A 15,379-nucleotide genomic window follows, 5' to 3' on the forward strand; every position below is an offset into this window, starting at 1 on the left:
TCCCGAACTCAGCAGTGAAACGATGCATCGCCGATGGTAGTGTGGGGTTTCCCCATGTGAGAGTAGGTCATCGTCAAGATTAAATTCCGAAACCCCAATTGCGAAAGCAGTTGGGGTTTTGTTTTGCGCGCAGAAAAGTTTTTGTTCGCACCACCGAACAAATTTGCACAGTTATTTTCGTATCAGAACACTAGAATAGCCCCATCTTTTTCGGAGCCAGAGCCTTTATGTCAGATCCGGTTGACGCCCCAGGGCTGTCAGATTTACCGCTGGAAGACCTGGTGGCCTGTCACGAGTGCGACCTGTTGATGCGCAAGCCGAAACTTGCCCACGGCGAAAAAGCCCTGTGCCCACGCTGTGGTTACGAGTTGTACGCCCACCGCCATAATGTGGTGCAGCGCAGCCTTGCCTTGGTCATCGCGGCACTCTTGCTCTACGTGCCAGCGAACTTTTTACCCATCATGCAGCTCAATCTTCTCGGGCAGTCGTCGCACGACACTGTCTGGAGCGGCGTTGTGGGTTTGTTCAACACCGGCATGCAAGGTGTTTCGATCGTCGTATTCCTGTGCAGCATGGCCATTCCGTTAATCAAGTTGCTGTGCCAATTGGCGGTATTGCTGACGATCCGCTTGAACCTTGGGCGCAGCTACGGCCTGCTGCTTTATCGCATTTACCACCACCTCAAAGACTGGGGGATGCTCGAGGTCTACCTCATGGGCGTACTGGTGGCGATCGTTAAACTGGCGGACATGGCGGCCATCACCGTTGGCCTCGGTCTGGCGTGTTTCATTGGCTTGTTGTTGATTCAGGTCTGGCTGGAGGTGGTGATGTCGCCGCATCAGATCTGGCAGGCGTTATCTGGAGAGGATGCTCATGCGGGCGATTGATGCGGGCATTCTGACTTGTACCGAATGCCACGAGTTGAACAGGCAAGACGCGGACACCGACGAGCAAACCTGCACGCGCTGTGGCGCAGTTGTTCACCCGCGCCGTCCGAACAGCCTAGCCAGAACCTGGGCACTGCTGATCACAGCAGCGATTATCTATATCCCGGCCAATGTGCTGCCGATCATGACTGTCAGTTCTTTGGGGCAGGGTGATCCGAGCACCATCATGTCCGGGGTGATTCAGTTGGTGCAGCACGGCATGATTCCTATTGCGGCGGTCGTGTTCATCGCCAGTATTCTGGTACCGACTTTCAAACTGGTGGGCATCGCACTGTTGCTGTTTTCGGTGCAACGACGTCAGCCGTTGTCCGCGCGTCAGCGCATCTGGATGTACCGTTTTATCGAATTCATTGGCCGCTGGTCGATGCTCGATATCTTTGTGATCGCCATCCTCGTGGCGGTCGTCAACTTCGGCCGGCTTGCCAGTGTCGAAGCCAATCTTGGCGCCATCGCCTTCGCCACTGTGGTGATTCTGACGATGCTTGCTGCAGTAACTTTCGATCCCCGACTGATTTGGGATAACACGGAGTCGGATGACGACCATGACTGATTTGCCTGTAGCGAAAACCCGACCGGCCTCGAACTGGTCTGCCATTTGGGTACTGCCTTTGATTGCGCTGATCATCGGTGGCTGGCTCGGCTGGCGTGCTTACTCCGAAACCGGTATCGAGATCCAGATTCGCTTCGAGAGCGGCGAAGGCATCCAGGCCAACAAGACCGAGGTCATGTACAAAGGTATGTCGGTCGGTAAGGTCAAGACGCTCAAGCTCGACGATGAAGGGAACTCCAAAGGAGTGATCGCCACGGTCGAGATGAATAAAGACGTCGAGCCATACCTCAAGACCAGCACCCGCTTCTGGCTGATCAAACCAAGCGTGACGCTGGCCGGTATTACCGGGCTGGAAACACTCGTCTCCGGTAATTACGTCGCAATCAGTCCCGGCGAAGGCGAGCCTTTGCGCAAGTTCAAGGCGCTGGCGGAAGAGCCGCCGCTGTCTGATGCCAAGCCTGGCCTGCACCTGACCATCAAGGCTGATCGGCTCGGCTCGCTGAGTCGTGGCAGCCCGGTGTTCTACAAGCAGATCAAGGTCGGTCAGGTCAAAAGCTATCTGCTTTCGGAAGACCAGAGTACCGTCGAGCTCAAAGTTTTTATCGAGCCGACCTACGCCAAACTGGTGCGTAAACACACACGTTTCTGGAACGCCAGCGGCATCAGCATCGACGCCAACCTGTCTGGGGTAAAAGTGCGCAGCGAATCGCTGGCGAGTATTGTCGCCGGCGGTATTGCCTTCGCAACACCTGAGAATCGCAAGGACAGCCCGGCGACCGATCCAAGCTTGCCGTTCCGTCTTTATGAAGACTTCGACGCCGCCGCTGCCGGAATCCGCGTGAAGGTCAAACTCAGTGACTTCGAAGGTCTGCAGGCCGGTCGTACGCCGGTGATGTACAAAGGTATTCAGGTCGGCAATCTGAAGGCGCTGAAGGTCGATGCGGATCTGAACAGCGCCACTGCCGAACTCACCCTTGATCCATTGGCCGAAGACTATCTGGTCGATGGCACGCAATTCTGGGTGGTCAAACCGTCGATTTCCCTGGCCGGTATCACCGGGTTGGAAGCACTGGTGAAAGGTAACTACATCGCCGTGCGCCCCGGTGACAAAGGGGCTGCCCCGAAACGTGAATTCGAGGCCAGACCAAAGGCACCGCCGCTGGATCTGCGTTCGCCGGGTCTGCACCTGGTGTTGTTCACCGATGCCCTTGGTTCGATTGAGGTCGGCAGTCCGATTCTTTACAAACAGGTCAAGGTCGGTTCGGTACAGAGCTACCAGTTTTCCAAAACCCGAAAGCAGGTGGTTATCGGTGTTCACATCGAGAAGGAATACGAAAATCTGGTTAACGCCTCGACCCGTTTCTGGAATGTCAGCGGTATTACCTTGACCGGTGGCCTGACGGGCGGCATTCAGGTGAAGAGTGAATCACTGCAGACGCTGATGGCCGGGGGTATTGCTTTCGAAACGCCACAGCCCAAGGCGCCATTGAAGAAACGTATTCCGCGCTTCCGCCTGTTTGCCAGCCATGACGACGCCAATCAAAAGGGCGATGTTGTGACGATAAAGGTTGATCGTGCCGATGGTTTGCGCAGCGGTACGCCAGTTCGCTTCAAGGGGCTGGATGTCGGCAAGATTGAAAGTGTCGATCTGACCGACGATCTGCAAGCGGTCATCCTCACCGCACGCATCACGCAAGTGCCGGAGAAAATTGCCCGGGTTGGCAGTCAGTTCTGGGTGGTCAAACCGGAGTTGGGGTTGATCAAGACTTCCAATCTGGAAACCCTGGTCACCGGGCAATACATCGAAGTGCAACCGGCGGCGAAGAACCTCGGGCCGCAGAAGAACTTTGTCGCGCTGGCTAATGCACCGGAAGTGACCAGGCAAGAGGCGGGTTTGAGTCTGGTATTGAGCGCGGCTCGTCGTGGCTCGCTGAAACCGGGTGTGCCAGTGACCTACCGTGAAATCACCGTGGGCAAAGTCACCGGTTATGAACTGGGCCAGACCGCTGATCGCGTGTTGGTGCACATTCTGATCGAGCCGAAATATGCACCGTTGGTACGCAGTGGCAGCCGGTTCTGGAACACCAGCGGTGTGGGCTTCGATATCGGCTTGTTCAACGGCTTGACGGTACGCACGGAATCGCTTGAAACGGCGATTCAGGGCGGTATCGCGTTTGCCACGCCGGATGGCGAGCGCATGGGCAATCCCGCTCGGCCCGAGCAGACGTTCCCGCTGTTCGATAAGTTCGAGGATGAGTGGCTGACGTGGGCGCCGAAGATTTCGCTCGGTAAATAACCCGGTGTTGATATGGCGTCTGAAAAGATGCCTTCGCGAGCAGGCTCGCTCCCACAGTGGATCGGCGGTAGGCACAGATTCTGTGCCAACCATAAATCCCGGTGGGAGCGAGCCTGCTCGCGAAAAGGCCTCAGCGTTCAGCACACATCCCAAGCCATAAAAAAGGCCGCGATCCAATCAGATCGCGGCCCTTTTTATTGCCTTCAGTTAACGCCGATCAAACCGCATCCAGCTCCGGCTCATCCGCTTCAACATTCACCGTGGCTTTGACCACATCATGGCGGCGGATGTACTTCCAGTCCGCCTCGTCGATGTAGATCCCCGCCGGGCCGCTGCCGCCTTCCAGGTCGATGGCGACACTGGCGCAGACCTGCGGCTTCACGCTCGCCAGAATCGGTACGAAGCCCAGTTGCAGGCTGGTTTCCAGCAAGGCTGCCTGGTTCTTCTCGTCGATGTCCGCCGCCTCATCGAGGTAGTACGGCAGGCGTACGCGACCGGCCTGATCGCGGTCCATCAAGTGCAGCAACAAGTACATGTTGGTCAGCGCCTTGATGGTCATGGTGGTGCCGTTGGACGCCGCGCCGTCGATGTCGGTGTGGATAACCGGTTGGCCGTTGACCTTGGTGATCTCGAACGCCAGTTCGAACAAGTCCTTGAGGCCGAGCTGGTTGTGGTTTGCCGCCACCAACCGCGCCAGGTATTCCTTGGCCTCTTCGTTCTTGTTGTCTTGCTCGGCGCTCTGGCTGAGGTCGAACACCGACAGGGTTTCGCCTTCTTCGTACTGACCGGCGCTGTGGATGATCTGGTCGATGTGCTTGAGCGCTTCCTTGTTCGGCGCGAGGACGATACGGAAGCTCTGCAGGTTGGACACCTGACGCTTGTTGATCTCGCGGTTGAACAGCGCCAGTTGGTGCTCGAGGCTGTCGTAGTCGCTACGAATGTTGCGCAGGGTCCGGGCGATGTCGGTGACTGCCGCACGCCGCGCCTTGCCGAGGGTCAGCGCCTCGTCGGTACGGTGTGCGTAGGCGTTGATCAGCAGTGACAGGCGGCGCTCCATGTCGTCTTCGCTGTCGAACTTGGCCACGCCTTTGAGGCGCACTTGCGCGTACAGCGCTTCGATCTGGCCATCGGCGCGCAGCAGACCCTGCCAGCTGTCCTGATAGTCGTTGAGCAGCGGCAGCAGGTTGTCCATCGAATCGTCGACGGGATCCATGAACGGCGTGCCGAACGGCAGGTCCGCCGGCAGCAACTGGCGGCGGCGCAGGGCGTCGTCGAGGGTACGTTGCTTGGCTTCCATATCGGCGATCTGCCGGCCAACCAGTTGCAGCTTGGCCGACAGCTGCTGGACGCGCTCGGTGAACGCATCGCTGGAGCGTTTGAGTTCGTCCTGCGCGCCTTCCATCTGCGCCAGTTGCTCAAGCTTGTCGCCTTCTTCGGCGCTCAGGGTCTGGCAGCGACGGAAGTCTTCCAGCGCCTTTTGCGCATCCAGCACCTGCTGATAAAGCGCTTCGGTCTGGGTCTTGCTCGCGGCGCGGTCGGCGGCCACGGCTTGCTGGGTTTTCAGTTGCTTGAGCTCTTTATCAAGACGCTCTTTCTGATCGCGCAGCGCGGCACGGTCGGCCAAGGCTTGCAGGGCCGGTGGCTCGATGTGCGACAGGTCGATCGACAGGCCCGGCACCTCGAAGCGCTCGCCTTTGAAGCCATCAAGAATCAGCTCAACCGATTTGACCCATTGGCCATCCTCGTCGAGGGTGATGCCGTGCTCGCCCAACGGCAAGCTGAACAGCGCGCTGTTGAACAGACGCATCAAACGCTCGACGTCGGGCTGCGAGAACTCTTCGCGCAGACGGGCGTAGCTGTTGTTGTCGGCGTGATCGAGTTGCTGCTTCACCGACTTCAGGCGTTTTTCCAGATCGCGCAGACGCTCTTCCAGATCTTCGGCGCTGAACTGACGCGATTGCGCCAAGGCACCGGCCAACTCGTCGTGAGCGTCTTTGGCAGCGAGCAATTGTTGCTCCAGCACTTTGACGTCATCGACCAGCGCGAAGCGATTTTTCAACACCGACAATTCACCGAGCCAGCGCTGGATGCCGGAAATTTCCCGTTCCAGACGCATCAGTTCTTGTGTACCGCCACGCTGATTGTTTTGCAGTGCATCCTGCTCGCCGCGGTAGTGATCGGCCTGAATCGTCAGCTCTTCCTTGCGCGCACCGGCGTAATCCGACCAGGTGCCGAGCAGCGAATCGAGTAGCGGCGACAGGCGGTGCAGTTTGCCGCGCAGCACGTCGCGCTGTTTCACGCCATTGGCCAAGGCTTCGACCAAGGGGCCAGCGGCGACCAGCGAGTTGTAGTCCTGTTCCATTCGGCGTACGTCGCGGAACGCTTCTTCGCACGCGGCGATGTAATCAACGCTACCCGAACGCAAACTGTGCTCAAACGCATCGAGGAACAGTTGCTTGAGTTTGGCCGCGGTGATTTCGCGCATGTGCAGCAGGTTGATGAACAGTGCGCGGAACGTCTTCAGGCTCTGCTCACTGGTGGACCGCAGCGGGATCAGGGTCAGGTCCAGCGGGATCGACGTGTGACCGCCAACCAGCAAGCGACGCAGTTCGTCAGGCTTGAGTTCGTAGGCTTTCAGGCCTTCTTTCTCAAGGTTGCTGAACAGCTCTTTCTGGCGCAGGCAGGTGTCGTTTTTCTGGTAATGGGCCAGATCGAGTTTGCCGGCGTAGGCGAAGAACTGGTGACCGAAACCACCGCCGGGGCCGCGACCGACCACGCCGATAACGTGCGGGCCGTGGGGCAGGCTTACTTCGACAAGGATGTAACTGGTGTCGGTCGCGAAGTAGAAGCGCCGCGATTGTTCCAGGCTGTATTTGCCGAAACTCATGTCCGACATGCGCGCCAGAATCGGGAACTGCAAGGCGTTGATCGACGCCGATTTACCGAGGTTGTTCGCGCCATAAACCGACAGCGGTTCTTCCAGCGGAAACAGGCCGAGGCTGTAACCGGCGGTGTTCAAAAGGGCAAAGCGGCGGATGCCGTAGCGTTCCTGGCTCATGCGTCGGACTCCTGTTCTTCGGCAATGGCGCGGGCCAGTGCGTCTTCTTCGCTCTCTTCTTCAAATTCCGAGAGATCGAGCGGATCGTCGGTTTCGAGAAATTTGGCTTCGGCAGCTTCGTCGATCAGCACTGGCGCTGGCAGCGGTAGAACGCTGTGCACGCTGGCGGCCAGGTCGCGGTCTTGCTGAACCGACAGGCACACATCGAGGAATCGGTGCATCGGCGGCAGGAAACGGTACACACCGTTTTCTTCGCCGGCGAAGCCGAGCTGGGTCATGCGGCGCATGATCTTTTCTTCCAGCTCTTCAACGGTCTGTACTTCGGCCTGAATAAACAGATCGCGGTACTTCTCCAGCAACGATGGCAACTCTTCGCGGCCGAGGCTGCCACCATCAAGCACAGCAATCGGGTCGCGGCCCTGATCGGCCAGATGCTCGACGAGGATGAAGGTAAACAGGGCCAGACGCTGGGCCGTCTTGTTTACCGCCGTCGCGGCCAGGTCCGGTACGAAGTAGTAGAAACCACGGGTGTCGCAGACCAGTTCAAAGCCCAGGGCCTTGAACAGCGTGCGGTACTGATCCTGGAAGTTCGACAGTTGCGCGTACAGCTCCGGATCACGGCGGCTGACGTGGTAGCCCTTGAACAGTTCGCGGAAGATCGGCGCGAGTTGAGACAGTTCGGAGAGATCAAGATGCATTTGGGATGCTCGCAGAATCCTCGGCGGCGGGGTCGCGGGCCGAGAGCAGGGCGAAGGAGCGCAGGCTGACCTGGTGCTCGTGAGTGTGGTATTCGCGGCGTTCCAGACGTTCGCGCTTGAAGCGTTTTTCCCGCGACAGGCGCGAGAACCAGTAAAGCAATTCGTCGGTGGCGCCGTCCGGTTCCTGCTCCAGCAGCCAGACCATAAGGTCCGGCATCGGCAGGGCGTCTTCGCAGCGATCGAGCATTTCGCGCACCGTGCGAGGCGCACGTGGAGCTTCGCCACCTTTTTGGGTTTTGTGGGCCTTGGGGAAACGCGCCGGCTTGGGCTCGAAACGCGCCAGTGCATAAACGTAGGCTTCGACCTGACTGGCGCTGCCGAGGAAGGTGCTTTGCGGCCGGGTGAACAGCGGCATCGCCGCTTGCGGCACGGCATCGATACCTTTGCGGCGGATCGCGGCCAGCGCCAGTGCGGCGCCACGGGTCACGGCGTTATGGCGGCGCGCTTCTTCACGCAGCGGCAGCAGCAGTTCGCGGGCATGACGCAGGGTCAGTTGGGCGCTGGTCTGCATTTCGAGGATGCGCGCGTGGGTGCGCAGCAGCATGTCGTCATCGACCAGATGGCCGAGGCGTTGCTGTTCGCTGAGCATCTTCAGCAGTACGGTTTCGACCTTGCGCACGCCTTGTTCGAAGGCACCGTCGGCGTTGACCAGATCGATCATCGGCTCGACGTATTCGTCCCAGGTCGCCAGAACTTCGGCGTAACGCTGACGCAGTGGAATCTGTCGGTCGCTGGTCTTCGCGCGTTCGGCCACGGCCACCAGCGCCTGCTCGTCGTTGTCGAGCTTCTTCAACACGTCGCGTACGCGCATGTCGAGCAAGCGCAGCTGGCGGGCCAGGTCGTGGCCATCGCGGATGTCGAATGCGTCCTGAATATAACCAGCCAGGCGTTCGAGATGCCGCAGATACGCTTCGATTTCCAGGCACAGGCCCAAACGGTGCTCCCGGCGCAGGTAGGCGAGGAAGTCGTGAATCTGCGCATTGAGCTCGAAACGGTTCGGACTTTTCGCCACGGGCACCAGAATGTCGAGGCGAATCCACACGTCGAGCAGGCTGGTGATGTCCTGCGGCGTGCTGTCCAGTTGTTGGGCGGCCAGTTGCATGCGCAGTTCGTTGAGGCTCAGTGTGCCTTGGTCGAAGTGCTCGCACAGTGGCTCCAGAAGTGCCCAGTGTTCAGCGAGGGCGCGCAAGACGCGCTTGGGTTCGATCATCGGAATGGCCGGCTGGTTGGCGATTAAAAGCCGCGATTGTACTGCATCACGAAGGATGCGATTCACTCTCGGGACGGGCTGTCGCTTTTTCTAAGGTTGAGCGTGACTCAAGACTATCGATCAACAGCGAGCGATCTTGAGCGAAGGGCGGTAGAATCGGCGCACTTCAGTTATCCACAAGTGGCCGACCTTTGCTTATCGAGTCCCGCCGCCGCGCCTATTTGAACGCCATGCAGGTGGTCAATTGGCTGCCGCGCACCGAATTGCCCTTCGCTGCCCCTTCGCGGCCCGAGCTGCTGGACATGCCCGAGCCCGAAATCGAGGCGCCGGTTGTGGCTGCGCCACAGGCCGAAACCCCGGTGCAGCCTGCCGTGCACCCAGCCGAGCGGCAGAAGATCGAAGTGCCGCGGCCTTCGTCGCCGAGTACTCGAGCCAGCACAAAACCGGTCGAGGAGGCGGACGACACGCCGGTGGTCGCCAAACCTGCGCCAGTGCCCCCCCCGCGTTTCGCCCTGCAACTGCTGCGCGCCGGGCGTTGCCTGCTGCTGGTGGAGTTACCCACAGGTGAATCCTTCCAGAGCCGCGATCCGGCGTATCTCTTGCTCAAGGACATGTTGCGTGCCGCCGGTCTGCCCGATGCGCCGCAGATCGTCGGCGAGCCGGTGCGCTGGCCGTGGTTGAATCGCGGCACGATGGATCAGGGCCCGGAGGCTGCGCGCGACTTCGTGCAAGGTTTTCTTTCGGTACAAATGGAAGCGGCGCCGTGCGCCTGCCTATGGCTGATCGGCCTGCCGGCGGTGCGTTTTGCCGGTGAAGCTGACGCCGAAGCGTTCAATCGTGAATTGCAGATCGAAGGTCTGGGCCCGGCCTGGGCCATTCCCGGTCTGGAATTGTTAATGGAAGAGCCACAGCGCAAAGCCGCTGTGTGGCAAGCCATGCGTCGGCTGATGGCGCGCTGGAAAGAATCGAATGAGTGACGCTGTAACGTTCCGACCGATGACCGAGGCGGACCTGGACGCTGTGCTGAAGATTGAATTCGCCGCCTACAGCCACCCGTGGACCCGTGGAATTTTTCTCGACGGCCTGGGCAAATACCAGATCTGGTTGATGTTCGAAGGTCAGCAGCAGGTCGGTCACGGCGTGGTGCAAATCATTCTGGATGAGGCGCACCTGCTCAACATCACGGTCAAACCGGAGAATCAGGGGCGTGGGCTGGGGCTGACGTTGCTGGAGCATCTGATGTCGCGGGCGTATGCCGCCCAGGCGCGCGAGTGTTTTCTGGAGGTGCGTGACAGCAACCGGTCGGCGTTCCGTTTGTATGAGCGTTATGGCTTCAATGAGATTGGCCGGCGTCGGGATTATTATCCGGCAGTGGGTGGGCGTGAAGACGCTGTCGTCATGGCTTGCACCTTGGTTGACTGATTCCACTGATGTATAGCTGAGCCCCCGGTAGGAGCTGTCGAAGGCTGCGATCTGTTGATCTTGCTTTGGATGTTGAACAACAAGATCAAAAGATCGCAGCCTTCGACAGCTCCTACAGGGATTGCGTTAATGCAGGTAATCAGCAGGGATTGCGTTACTGCTGATAATCAGCGATTGCCATCCAATGGTTTGCGCCGCGCCAGCTCTGCTTCGTCCAGACCATTGCCGCCGCCGATATCGTCTTCATCGACCACGCTCAAATCCCAATCCGCAGGATTGTCTTCACCGGATTCGCTGGCATCTCTGGCGCCATCCTCACGAATCAGCGTTTCCGGGCTCATGTCATCGTCGGTCGGCTCATGATCGGCAGTCGACGCGCCAGTGAGACCTGCTTCACGCACGCGCTCTTCTGGTATCAGTTGCTTGCGCTCCTGCTCCGGCAGTTCGTCGCCGATTTTCGCGCTGGGCTGTTCGTCGTCGAAATCCAGCTCGTGCATCGAACCCATGCGATCTTCGTTATCATCGATGGGTTCCGGTTGCACCGCATCGTAAGGGCGTCGTGAATCAGTCATGGCAAATCCTCATAGTGTGGGCCTTACTAAGGTGGACTCACCGGGCACACGAGAATTCCAACAAAAACACTTGCGATCCTTTCGTGACCCCGACCGACGGTCGTCTGTCAAAGCAGCGCATCTTTCTTGAGGCCTTACAGCATGCATGACTTACAAGACCTGATTGATAACAACGAGCGTTGGGCTGACGCGATCACCAAGGAAGACCCGGATTTCTTCGCCAAGCTGGCGCGTCAGCAAACCCCTGAATATCTGTGGATCGGCTGTTCCGACGCACGGGTGCCGGCCAACGAAATCGTCGGCATGTTGCCGGGCGATTTGTTCGTGCACCGCAATGTCGCCAACGTCGTGCTGCACACCGACCTCAATTGCCTGTCGGTGATCCAGTACGCGGTCGATGTGCTCAAGGTCAAACACATTCTGGTCACTGGCCACTACGGTTGTGGCGGTGTGCGGGCGTCGATGCAGGATCGTCAGCTCGGCCTGATCGACGGCTGGCTGCGCTCGATCCGTGACCTCTATTACGACAAGCGTGACGAACTGGCCAAGCTGCCGACCGAAGAAGAGCGGGTCGATCGCATGTGCGAGCTCAACGTGATCCAGCAAGTGGCCAACGTCGGCCACACCAGCATTGTGCAAAACGCCTGGCATCGCGGGCAGAGCCTGTCGATCCACGGTTGCATCTACGGCATCAAGGATGGGCGCTGGAAAAGCCTGAACGCGACCATCAGCGGTTTCGAGCAATTGCCGCCGCAGTATCGCTTGCGTCCTGTCGGGGCGCCGTAGCCGCGGAAGGTTGCCCGCGTGGATCAGCGTGAGCCTTGCCGTCGCCAGCGCTGTAAAAAGTGCTGGCCCTCGATGCTCGGGGGTTCGTTGTAACCGGTGATCCACCCACGGCAACGTACAGAACCGCAATCGCAGGCAAACTGATGCAGCAGTTTGTCTTCGGTGGCGGCGTAATCCATGGTCAGCCGCTCACCCCTGTGGATATCTTTCAACGCCCACAGCCACAGTTCGCTCATATCGAGAAAAACGTTCGGGTCGCAGGCGTGTTCGAGTGCTCCGCAAAAGCGTGGATCGTAGACGTGGATACCGTTCAACAGCTGTCGGGTCTGTCGACAGCGGTAGGGCAGTAACTGTCCAGACACCCTGCACATTCGGGTGGTGCGCTGAAATTCCCGACGCGCTGCGACGCCTGTCGGGGTGCCGTGCTCATCGTGGAAGACTTCGAAGTCGGCGCTGGACGGAACCCGAGGCGCACGGGGAGGCCAGCGAAGGGGTAGATACCTTCGGTATCGCGTGGAACAGATCCAGCAATCGCACGGGTATTCATAACAGTCCTTGTTGCAAGAAGGGCGCGACTTCCTTTATCTGACGTCCTGTCAGCACGGCGCCACTATTCTTTGGATCCAATGTAGTCGTAATAGGTATAGACGGTCTACTGTCAGATCTGACAGGCGAGATAGACGCTTTCCCGTGTCAGTCATGGCTGACACGGGAATGACATCAACGCGATTACAAGTGTGGAACGGGGGCCGCAGTGGCGGGCAGCGGGGCTCTGAGCTGTTGCAGTTGAGCCTTGACCGGTGGGGTGGCGCACTGGGTGGCGGCTTGCTCCGGGGTCAGGTTGCGAATCGAGGTGTAGAACAACTCGCAGGTTTTGACCTTTTGCGTGACTTGCCAGGTCTGCGTACACGTACTGAGCGTGCTCTGCGCATCGCTTTCCGGTTTGCTGCCCATGTCGGCCTGCCAGCAGGCGGCGCTCAAATCCTGCCCCATTACCCTCAGGCCTGCCGCGTCAGCCTTGGCTTGCGCATCGTCGCCGGTATAGCTTTTGGGATCGGCGGCGTACCAGATGTAACTGGGGTGGTTCGAACCCAGCACCGGCACGTTCACCCCGGTGCTCGGGCTGATGGTCGCCAGGCCGAGGACGTTCACGGTCGGCCCGTATTGCTGCTTGATCCAGTTCCTCACCGGCGCACCGAACGCCACCATCGGCAGCGTCTTGCCGCTGGCGGTCTGGCTGAACTGCTTGACCAGCGTGGTCTGGTAGTCCTTGAAGTAGTCATAGACACCTTCCAGATCACTGCCGGCGTTGGACGGCGCGGCGATCGGGGCGATGTCGATGATGGTCTGATAGGCGGGGGTCTGATCGGCGGGGATGCCATTCACCGTCAACAGCGTTGCCCAGCGGTCGGTGGTATTGGAACGCAGATAATCCTGAGCCTGGGTCAGCGAGTAATCCGGCGGAAAGTGCAGCAATTCGACGCTTTTACGGTTTTCCAGGGCCATGCCCAACGGCAGGAACAGATACCAGCTGTACGCCCATTTGCCATCGGCGTTGAGCTTGCTGGCGCCGGTGTAGGCCAGATCTCCCGCGTCCAGCAGCGCCGACAGCGGTTTGTCGTAGCCCTGCGGCACGCCGCTGATTTCGGCGTAGATCTGGTCGTTATCGGTTTTCACCAGAACCTTCGCATTGGCATAGCCGTCGCGTTGCACGCTCTGGGTCAGGTAATGCGCGACGGTCTGCTCCAATGTCCAGTTGCGGAAGCAGATCACGCTGCAGTTGTTGGGGTAGGCGAACAGACGAGTGACGCGCTCGGTGCTGCCCAGTTTCAGGTCGACATCGGCGTGGGCGGCGGCGCTCAGTGTCAGCGCGGCGAGGGTAAGTCCTGCGAGTTTGAACATGCTCAGATCCTTTTCAGCGTGGTTCCCGGTTGCGGGGCGGGTACATACTGAAACCACGAGTGTGGCGCGGTCTAGTGGGCAGTAGAAAAGTTATCGAGTGAGTCGTTGCAAACGTGGGAGTGAGCCTGCTCGTGATAGCAGGCTCACTCCCACATTGGTTTTATGTGGTGAGGTCGAACGCTTTACGGCATCACCGGCGGCGTATACGCCAGTGTCGTCCCCAGCGCCCACAGCAACAGCAGCACCAACGGTGTATGCACCAGCAATTGCACGAACGAGAAACCGATCAGGTCCCGCGCCTTCAAGCCGAGCACGCCCAATAGCGGCAGCATGTAGAACGGGTTGATCAGGTTCGGCAAGGCTTCCGCCGCGTTGTAGATCTGCACCGCCCAGCCGAGGTGGTATTGCAGATCGTTGGCGACTTGCATCACGTACGGCGCTTCGATGATCCACTTGCCGCCGCCGGACGGGATGAAGAAACCGAGAATCGCCGAGTACACGCCCATCAGCAGCGCATAGGTATCGTGCGAGGCGATGCTGACGAAGAACGTCGAGATGTGGTGGGCCAGGGTTTGCGCGTCGGCGCCTTTGACGGTGGTCATCAGCGCGGCGATCGAGCCGTACAGCGGGAACTGAATCAGCACGCCGGTGGTGGTCGGCACCGCGCGGGCGACCGCATCGAGGAAGCTGCGCGGGCGCCAGTGCAGCAATGCGCCGAGCATGATGAACAGGAAGTTATAGGTGTTGAGCCCGGAAATCGCGGTAATCGCCGGTTTCGTCGAGAACTCGTGGAACAGCCATCCCGCCGCCAGCAGCACCAGTACGATGATCAGCAGCGGACTGTGTTCCAGCCATTCGCCCGGGCGCGTGCGTGGTTGCAGCGGCGGCAGGTTGAAGGCCGGGTCAATCCCGCAGGCCTCGGCGCTGCGCGCAGAGTTCGGGCCGGGGGCGGTGGCGTAGGCAATGATGATCGAAACCACGATCAGCGCCAGCAACATTACGCCGGACTGCCAGAGGAAAATGGTTTCGGTGAACGGGATAACGCCAGTGATCGACAGAATCGACGGCGGCAGGCTGCCAGGGTTGGCCTGCAACTGCGCCGCCGACGACGACAGCCCCAGCGCCCACACCGCGCCAAGCCCCAGATAAGCGGCGGCGCCAGCTGCACGGTAGTCCATTTTCAGATCGGTGCGGCGGGCGAGGGCACGGACCAGCAAACCGCCGAATACCAGCGACAGGCCCCAGTTCAGCAATGAGGCAACCATCGAGATCAACGCGACCCAGGCCACGGCAGAGCGGCCGTTTTTCGGGATACGCGCCAAGCGATCAATCAGTTTCACGGCGGGCGGGGAGCTGGCGACTACGTAGCCGCCGATCACCACAAAGGCCATTTGCATGGTGAACGGGATCAGGCTCCAGAACCCGTCGCCGAATGCCATGGCGGCGGCGGTGGGTTTGGCGCCCATGGCCATTGTGGCCAGCGCAACGATGATCACGGCCAACGCCGCGAATACCCAGGAATCGGGAAACCAGCGTTCGGCAAAGCTTGAACAGCGCAGGGCAAAGCGTGCAGAGCGGCTATCTTCGATATCAACGGCCACGGGAGTACCTCGGATTTTTATGGTTATTGTGGTCCGCGGGAGCCGCCGCCCATCTCGACAGCAAAGAGATCCCCTGTATGAGCGAGCCTGCTCGCGAAGAGTTCGGCACATTCAACATCGAGGTTGCCTGAACTGAAGCTTTCGCGAGCAGGCTCGCTCACACATGGGGTTCACTGCGGTCGGTCGGCGTTGCGTCGTCCCTTTGGACAGGCCTGAACAGTAATTCAAGCCAGGCCATTTTTGTGAGCAGGTTTTGCAAAATCGGGACTATGGTCTA

The 15,379-nt window shown here is 59.5% G+C and carries 12 protein-coding genes, 1 rRNA gene and 1 pseudogene; 7 read left to right on the plus strand and 7 right to left on the minus strand.

What is annotated here, in order from left to right; genetic code table 11:
• The 4 genes from rrf to IEQ42_RS21005 form a co-directional block, all read left to right on the plus strand.
• Positions 1-79, plus strand: a 5S ribosomal RNA gene (gene rrf, locus IEQ42_RS27865); the annotation flags it as partial.
• Positions 80-227: 148 nt separating this feature from the next.
• Positions 228-887, plus strand: coding sequence for a paraquat-inducible protein A (locus IEQ42_RS20995; RefSeq protein WP_042561077.1), 660 nt, complete (start codon positions 228-230; stop codon positions 885-887).
• Positions 874-1,497 carry a paraquat-inducible protein A gene (locus IEQ42_RS21000; protein ID WP_210705032.1) on the plus strand — a complete coding sequence of 208 codons (624 nt, stop codon included), beginning with the start codon at positions 874-876 and terminating at the stop codon, positions 1,495-1,497. The genes IEQ42_RS20995 and IEQ42_RS21000 overlap by 14 nt, the downstream gene beginning before the upstream one ends.
• A complete protein-coding gene (locus IEQ42_RS21005; protein WP_210705033.1) occupies positions 1,490-3,793 on the plus strand; it encodes a PqiB family protein in 2,304 nt (767 codons plus the stop codon). The genes IEQ42_RS21000 and IEQ42_RS21005 overlap by 8 nt, the downstream gene beginning before the upstream one ends.
• 217 nt (positions 3,794-4,010) lie before the next feature.
• Here IEQ42_RS21005 and mksF read toward each other — a convergent pair whose 3' ends face one another.
• Genes mksF through mksB form a run of 3 tightly spaced genes read right to left on the minus strand, consistent with a single transcriptional unit; the run spans position 4,011 to position 8,819 of the window.
• Positions 4,011-6,851 (minus strand): Mks condensin complex protein MksF, encoded by a 2,841-nt coding sequence (gene mksF, locus IEQ42_RS21010; protein ID WP_210705034.1) that lies wholly within the window; start codon positions 6,849-6,851, stop codon positions 4,011-4,013.
• Positions 6,848-7,549 (minus strand): Mks condensin complex protein MksE, encoded by a 702-nt coding sequence (gene mksE, locus IEQ42_RS21015; protein WP_210705035.1) that lies wholly within the window; start codon positions 7,547-7,549, stop codon positions 6,848-6,850. The genes mksF and mksE overlap by 4 nt, the downstream gene beginning before the upstream one ends.
• Positions 7,539-8,819: an Mks condensin complex protein MksB gene (gene mksB / locus IEQ42_RS21020; protein WP_210705037.1), complete on the minus strand. Its 1,281-nt coding sequence runs from the start codon at positions 8,817-8,819 to the stop codon at positions 7,539-7,541. Before mksB ends, mksE begins: the two co-directional genes overlap by 11 nt.
• 230 nt (positions 8,820-9,049) lie before the next feature.
• Between mksB and IEQ42_RS21025 the strand changes: the two genes are divergently transcribed.
• Together IEQ42_RS21025 and rimI are read left to right on the plus strand one after the other, a co-directional pair.
• Entirely contained in the window at positions 9,050-9,796 is a 747-nt protein-coding gene (locus IEQ42_RS21025) for an energy transducer TonB (RefSeq protein ID WP_210705115.1), read from the plus strand.
• Positions 9,789-10,241, plus strand: a complete 453-nt coding sequence (gene rimI / locus IEQ42_RS21030) for a ribosomal protein S18-alanine N-acetyltransferase (RefSeq protein ID WP_047303173.1) — start codon at positions 9,789-9,791, stop codon at positions 10,239-10,241. Before IEQ42_RS21025 ends, rimI begins: the two co-directional genes overlap by 8 nt.
• A gap of 167 nt (positions 10,242-10,408) precedes the next feature.
• On the opposite strand, the gene IEQ42_RS21035 is transcribed toward rimI, so the two are convergent.
• Positions 10,409-10,813: a serine kinase/phosphatase gene (locus IEQ42_RS21035; protein WP_210705038.1), complete on the minus strand. Its 405-nt coding sequence runs from the start codon at positions 10,811-10,813 to the stop codon at positions 10,409-10,411.
• Between the two features lie 141 nt (positions 10,814-10,954).
• Here IEQ42_RS21035 and can point away from each other — a divergent pair, with 141 nt between their 5' ends.
• The gene (gene can / locus IEQ42_RS21040; protein ID WP_042561069.1) at positions 10,955-11,599 is read left to right on the plus strand and encodes a carbonate dehydratase; all 645 of its coding nucleotides are present in this window, start codon (positions 10,955-10,957) and stop codon (positions 11,597-11,599) included.
• 23 nt (positions 11,600-11,622) lie between these two features.
• Here the strand turns inward: can and IEQ42_RS21045 are convergent.
• The 3 genes and pseudogenes from IEQ42_RS21045 to IEQ42_RS21055 form a co-directional block, all read right to left on the minus strand.
• Positions 11,623-12,146 (minus strand): annotated as a pseudogene (locus IEQ42_RS21045) (SET domain-containing protein-lysine N-methyltransferase).
• 182 nt (positions 12,147-12,328) lie between these two features.
• A complete protein-coding gene (locus IEQ42_RS21050; protein WP_210705039.1) occupies positions 12,329-13,501 on the minus strand; it encodes a hypothetical protein in 1,173 nt (390 codons plus the stop codon).
• 182 nt (positions 13,502-13,683) lie between these two features.
• Entirely contained in the window at positions 13,684-15,102 is a 1,419-nt protein-coding gene (locus IEQ42_RS21055) for a short-chain fatty acid transporter (protein ID WP_042561066.1), read from the minus strand.
• Positions 15,103-15,379: the final 277 nt, after the last annotated feature.

Origin of the sequence: Pseudomonas iridis, assembly GCF_017980685.1 — a bacterium.
GTDB classification, from domain to species: Bacteria; Pseudomonadota; Gammaproteobacteria; order Pseudomonadales; family Pseudomonadaceae; genus Aquipseudomonas; species Aquipseudomonas iridis.

Excerpts from the sequence above, each read along its gene's own strand:
- can (WP_042561069.1), top strand. The coding sequence starts at position 10,955 with ATGCATGACTTACAAGACCTGATTGATAACAACGAGCGTTGGGCTGAC.
- IEQ42_RS20995 (WP_042561077.1), top strand. The coding sequence starts at position 228 with ATGTCAGATCCGGTTGACGCCCCAGGGCTGTCAGATTTACCGCTGGAA.
- IEQ42_RS21005 (WP_210705033.1), top strand. The coding sequence starts at position 1,490 with ATGACTGATTTGCCTGTAGCGAAAACCCGACCGGCCTCGAACTGGTCT.
- IEQ42_RS21050 (WP_210705039.1), bottom strand. The coding sequence starts at position 13,501 with ATGTTCAAACTCGCAGGACTTACCCTCGCCGCGCTGACACTGAGCGCC.
- rimI (WP_047303173.1), top strand. The coding sequence starts at position 9,789 with ATGAGTGACGCTGTAACGTTCCGACCGATGACCGAGGCGGACCTGGAC.
- mksF (WP_210705034.1), bottom strand. The coding sequence starts at position 6,851 with ATGAGCCAGGAACGCTACGGCATCCGCCGCTTTGCCCTTTTGAACACC.
- IEQ42_RS21000 (WP_210705032.1), top strand. The coding sequence starts at position 874 with ATGCGGGCGATTGATGCGGGCATTCTGACTTGTACCGAATGCCACGAG.
- mksE (WP_210705035.1), bottom strand. The coding sequence starts at position 7,549 with ATGCATCTTGATCTCTCCGAACTGTCTCAACTCGCGCCGATCTTCCGC.
- IEQ42_RS21035 (WP_210705038.1), bottom strand. The coding sequence starts at position 10,813 with ATGACTGATTCACGACGCCCTTACGATGCGGTGCAACCGGAACCCATC.
- IEQ42_RS21025 (WP_210705115.1), top strand. The coding sequence starts at position 9,050 with ATGCAGGTGGTCAATTGGCTGCCGCGCACCGAATTGCCCTTCGCTGCC.
- mksB (WP_210705037.1), bottom strand. The coding sequence starts at position 8,819 with ATGATCGAACCCAAGCGCGTCTTGCGCGCCCTCGCTGAACACTGGGCA.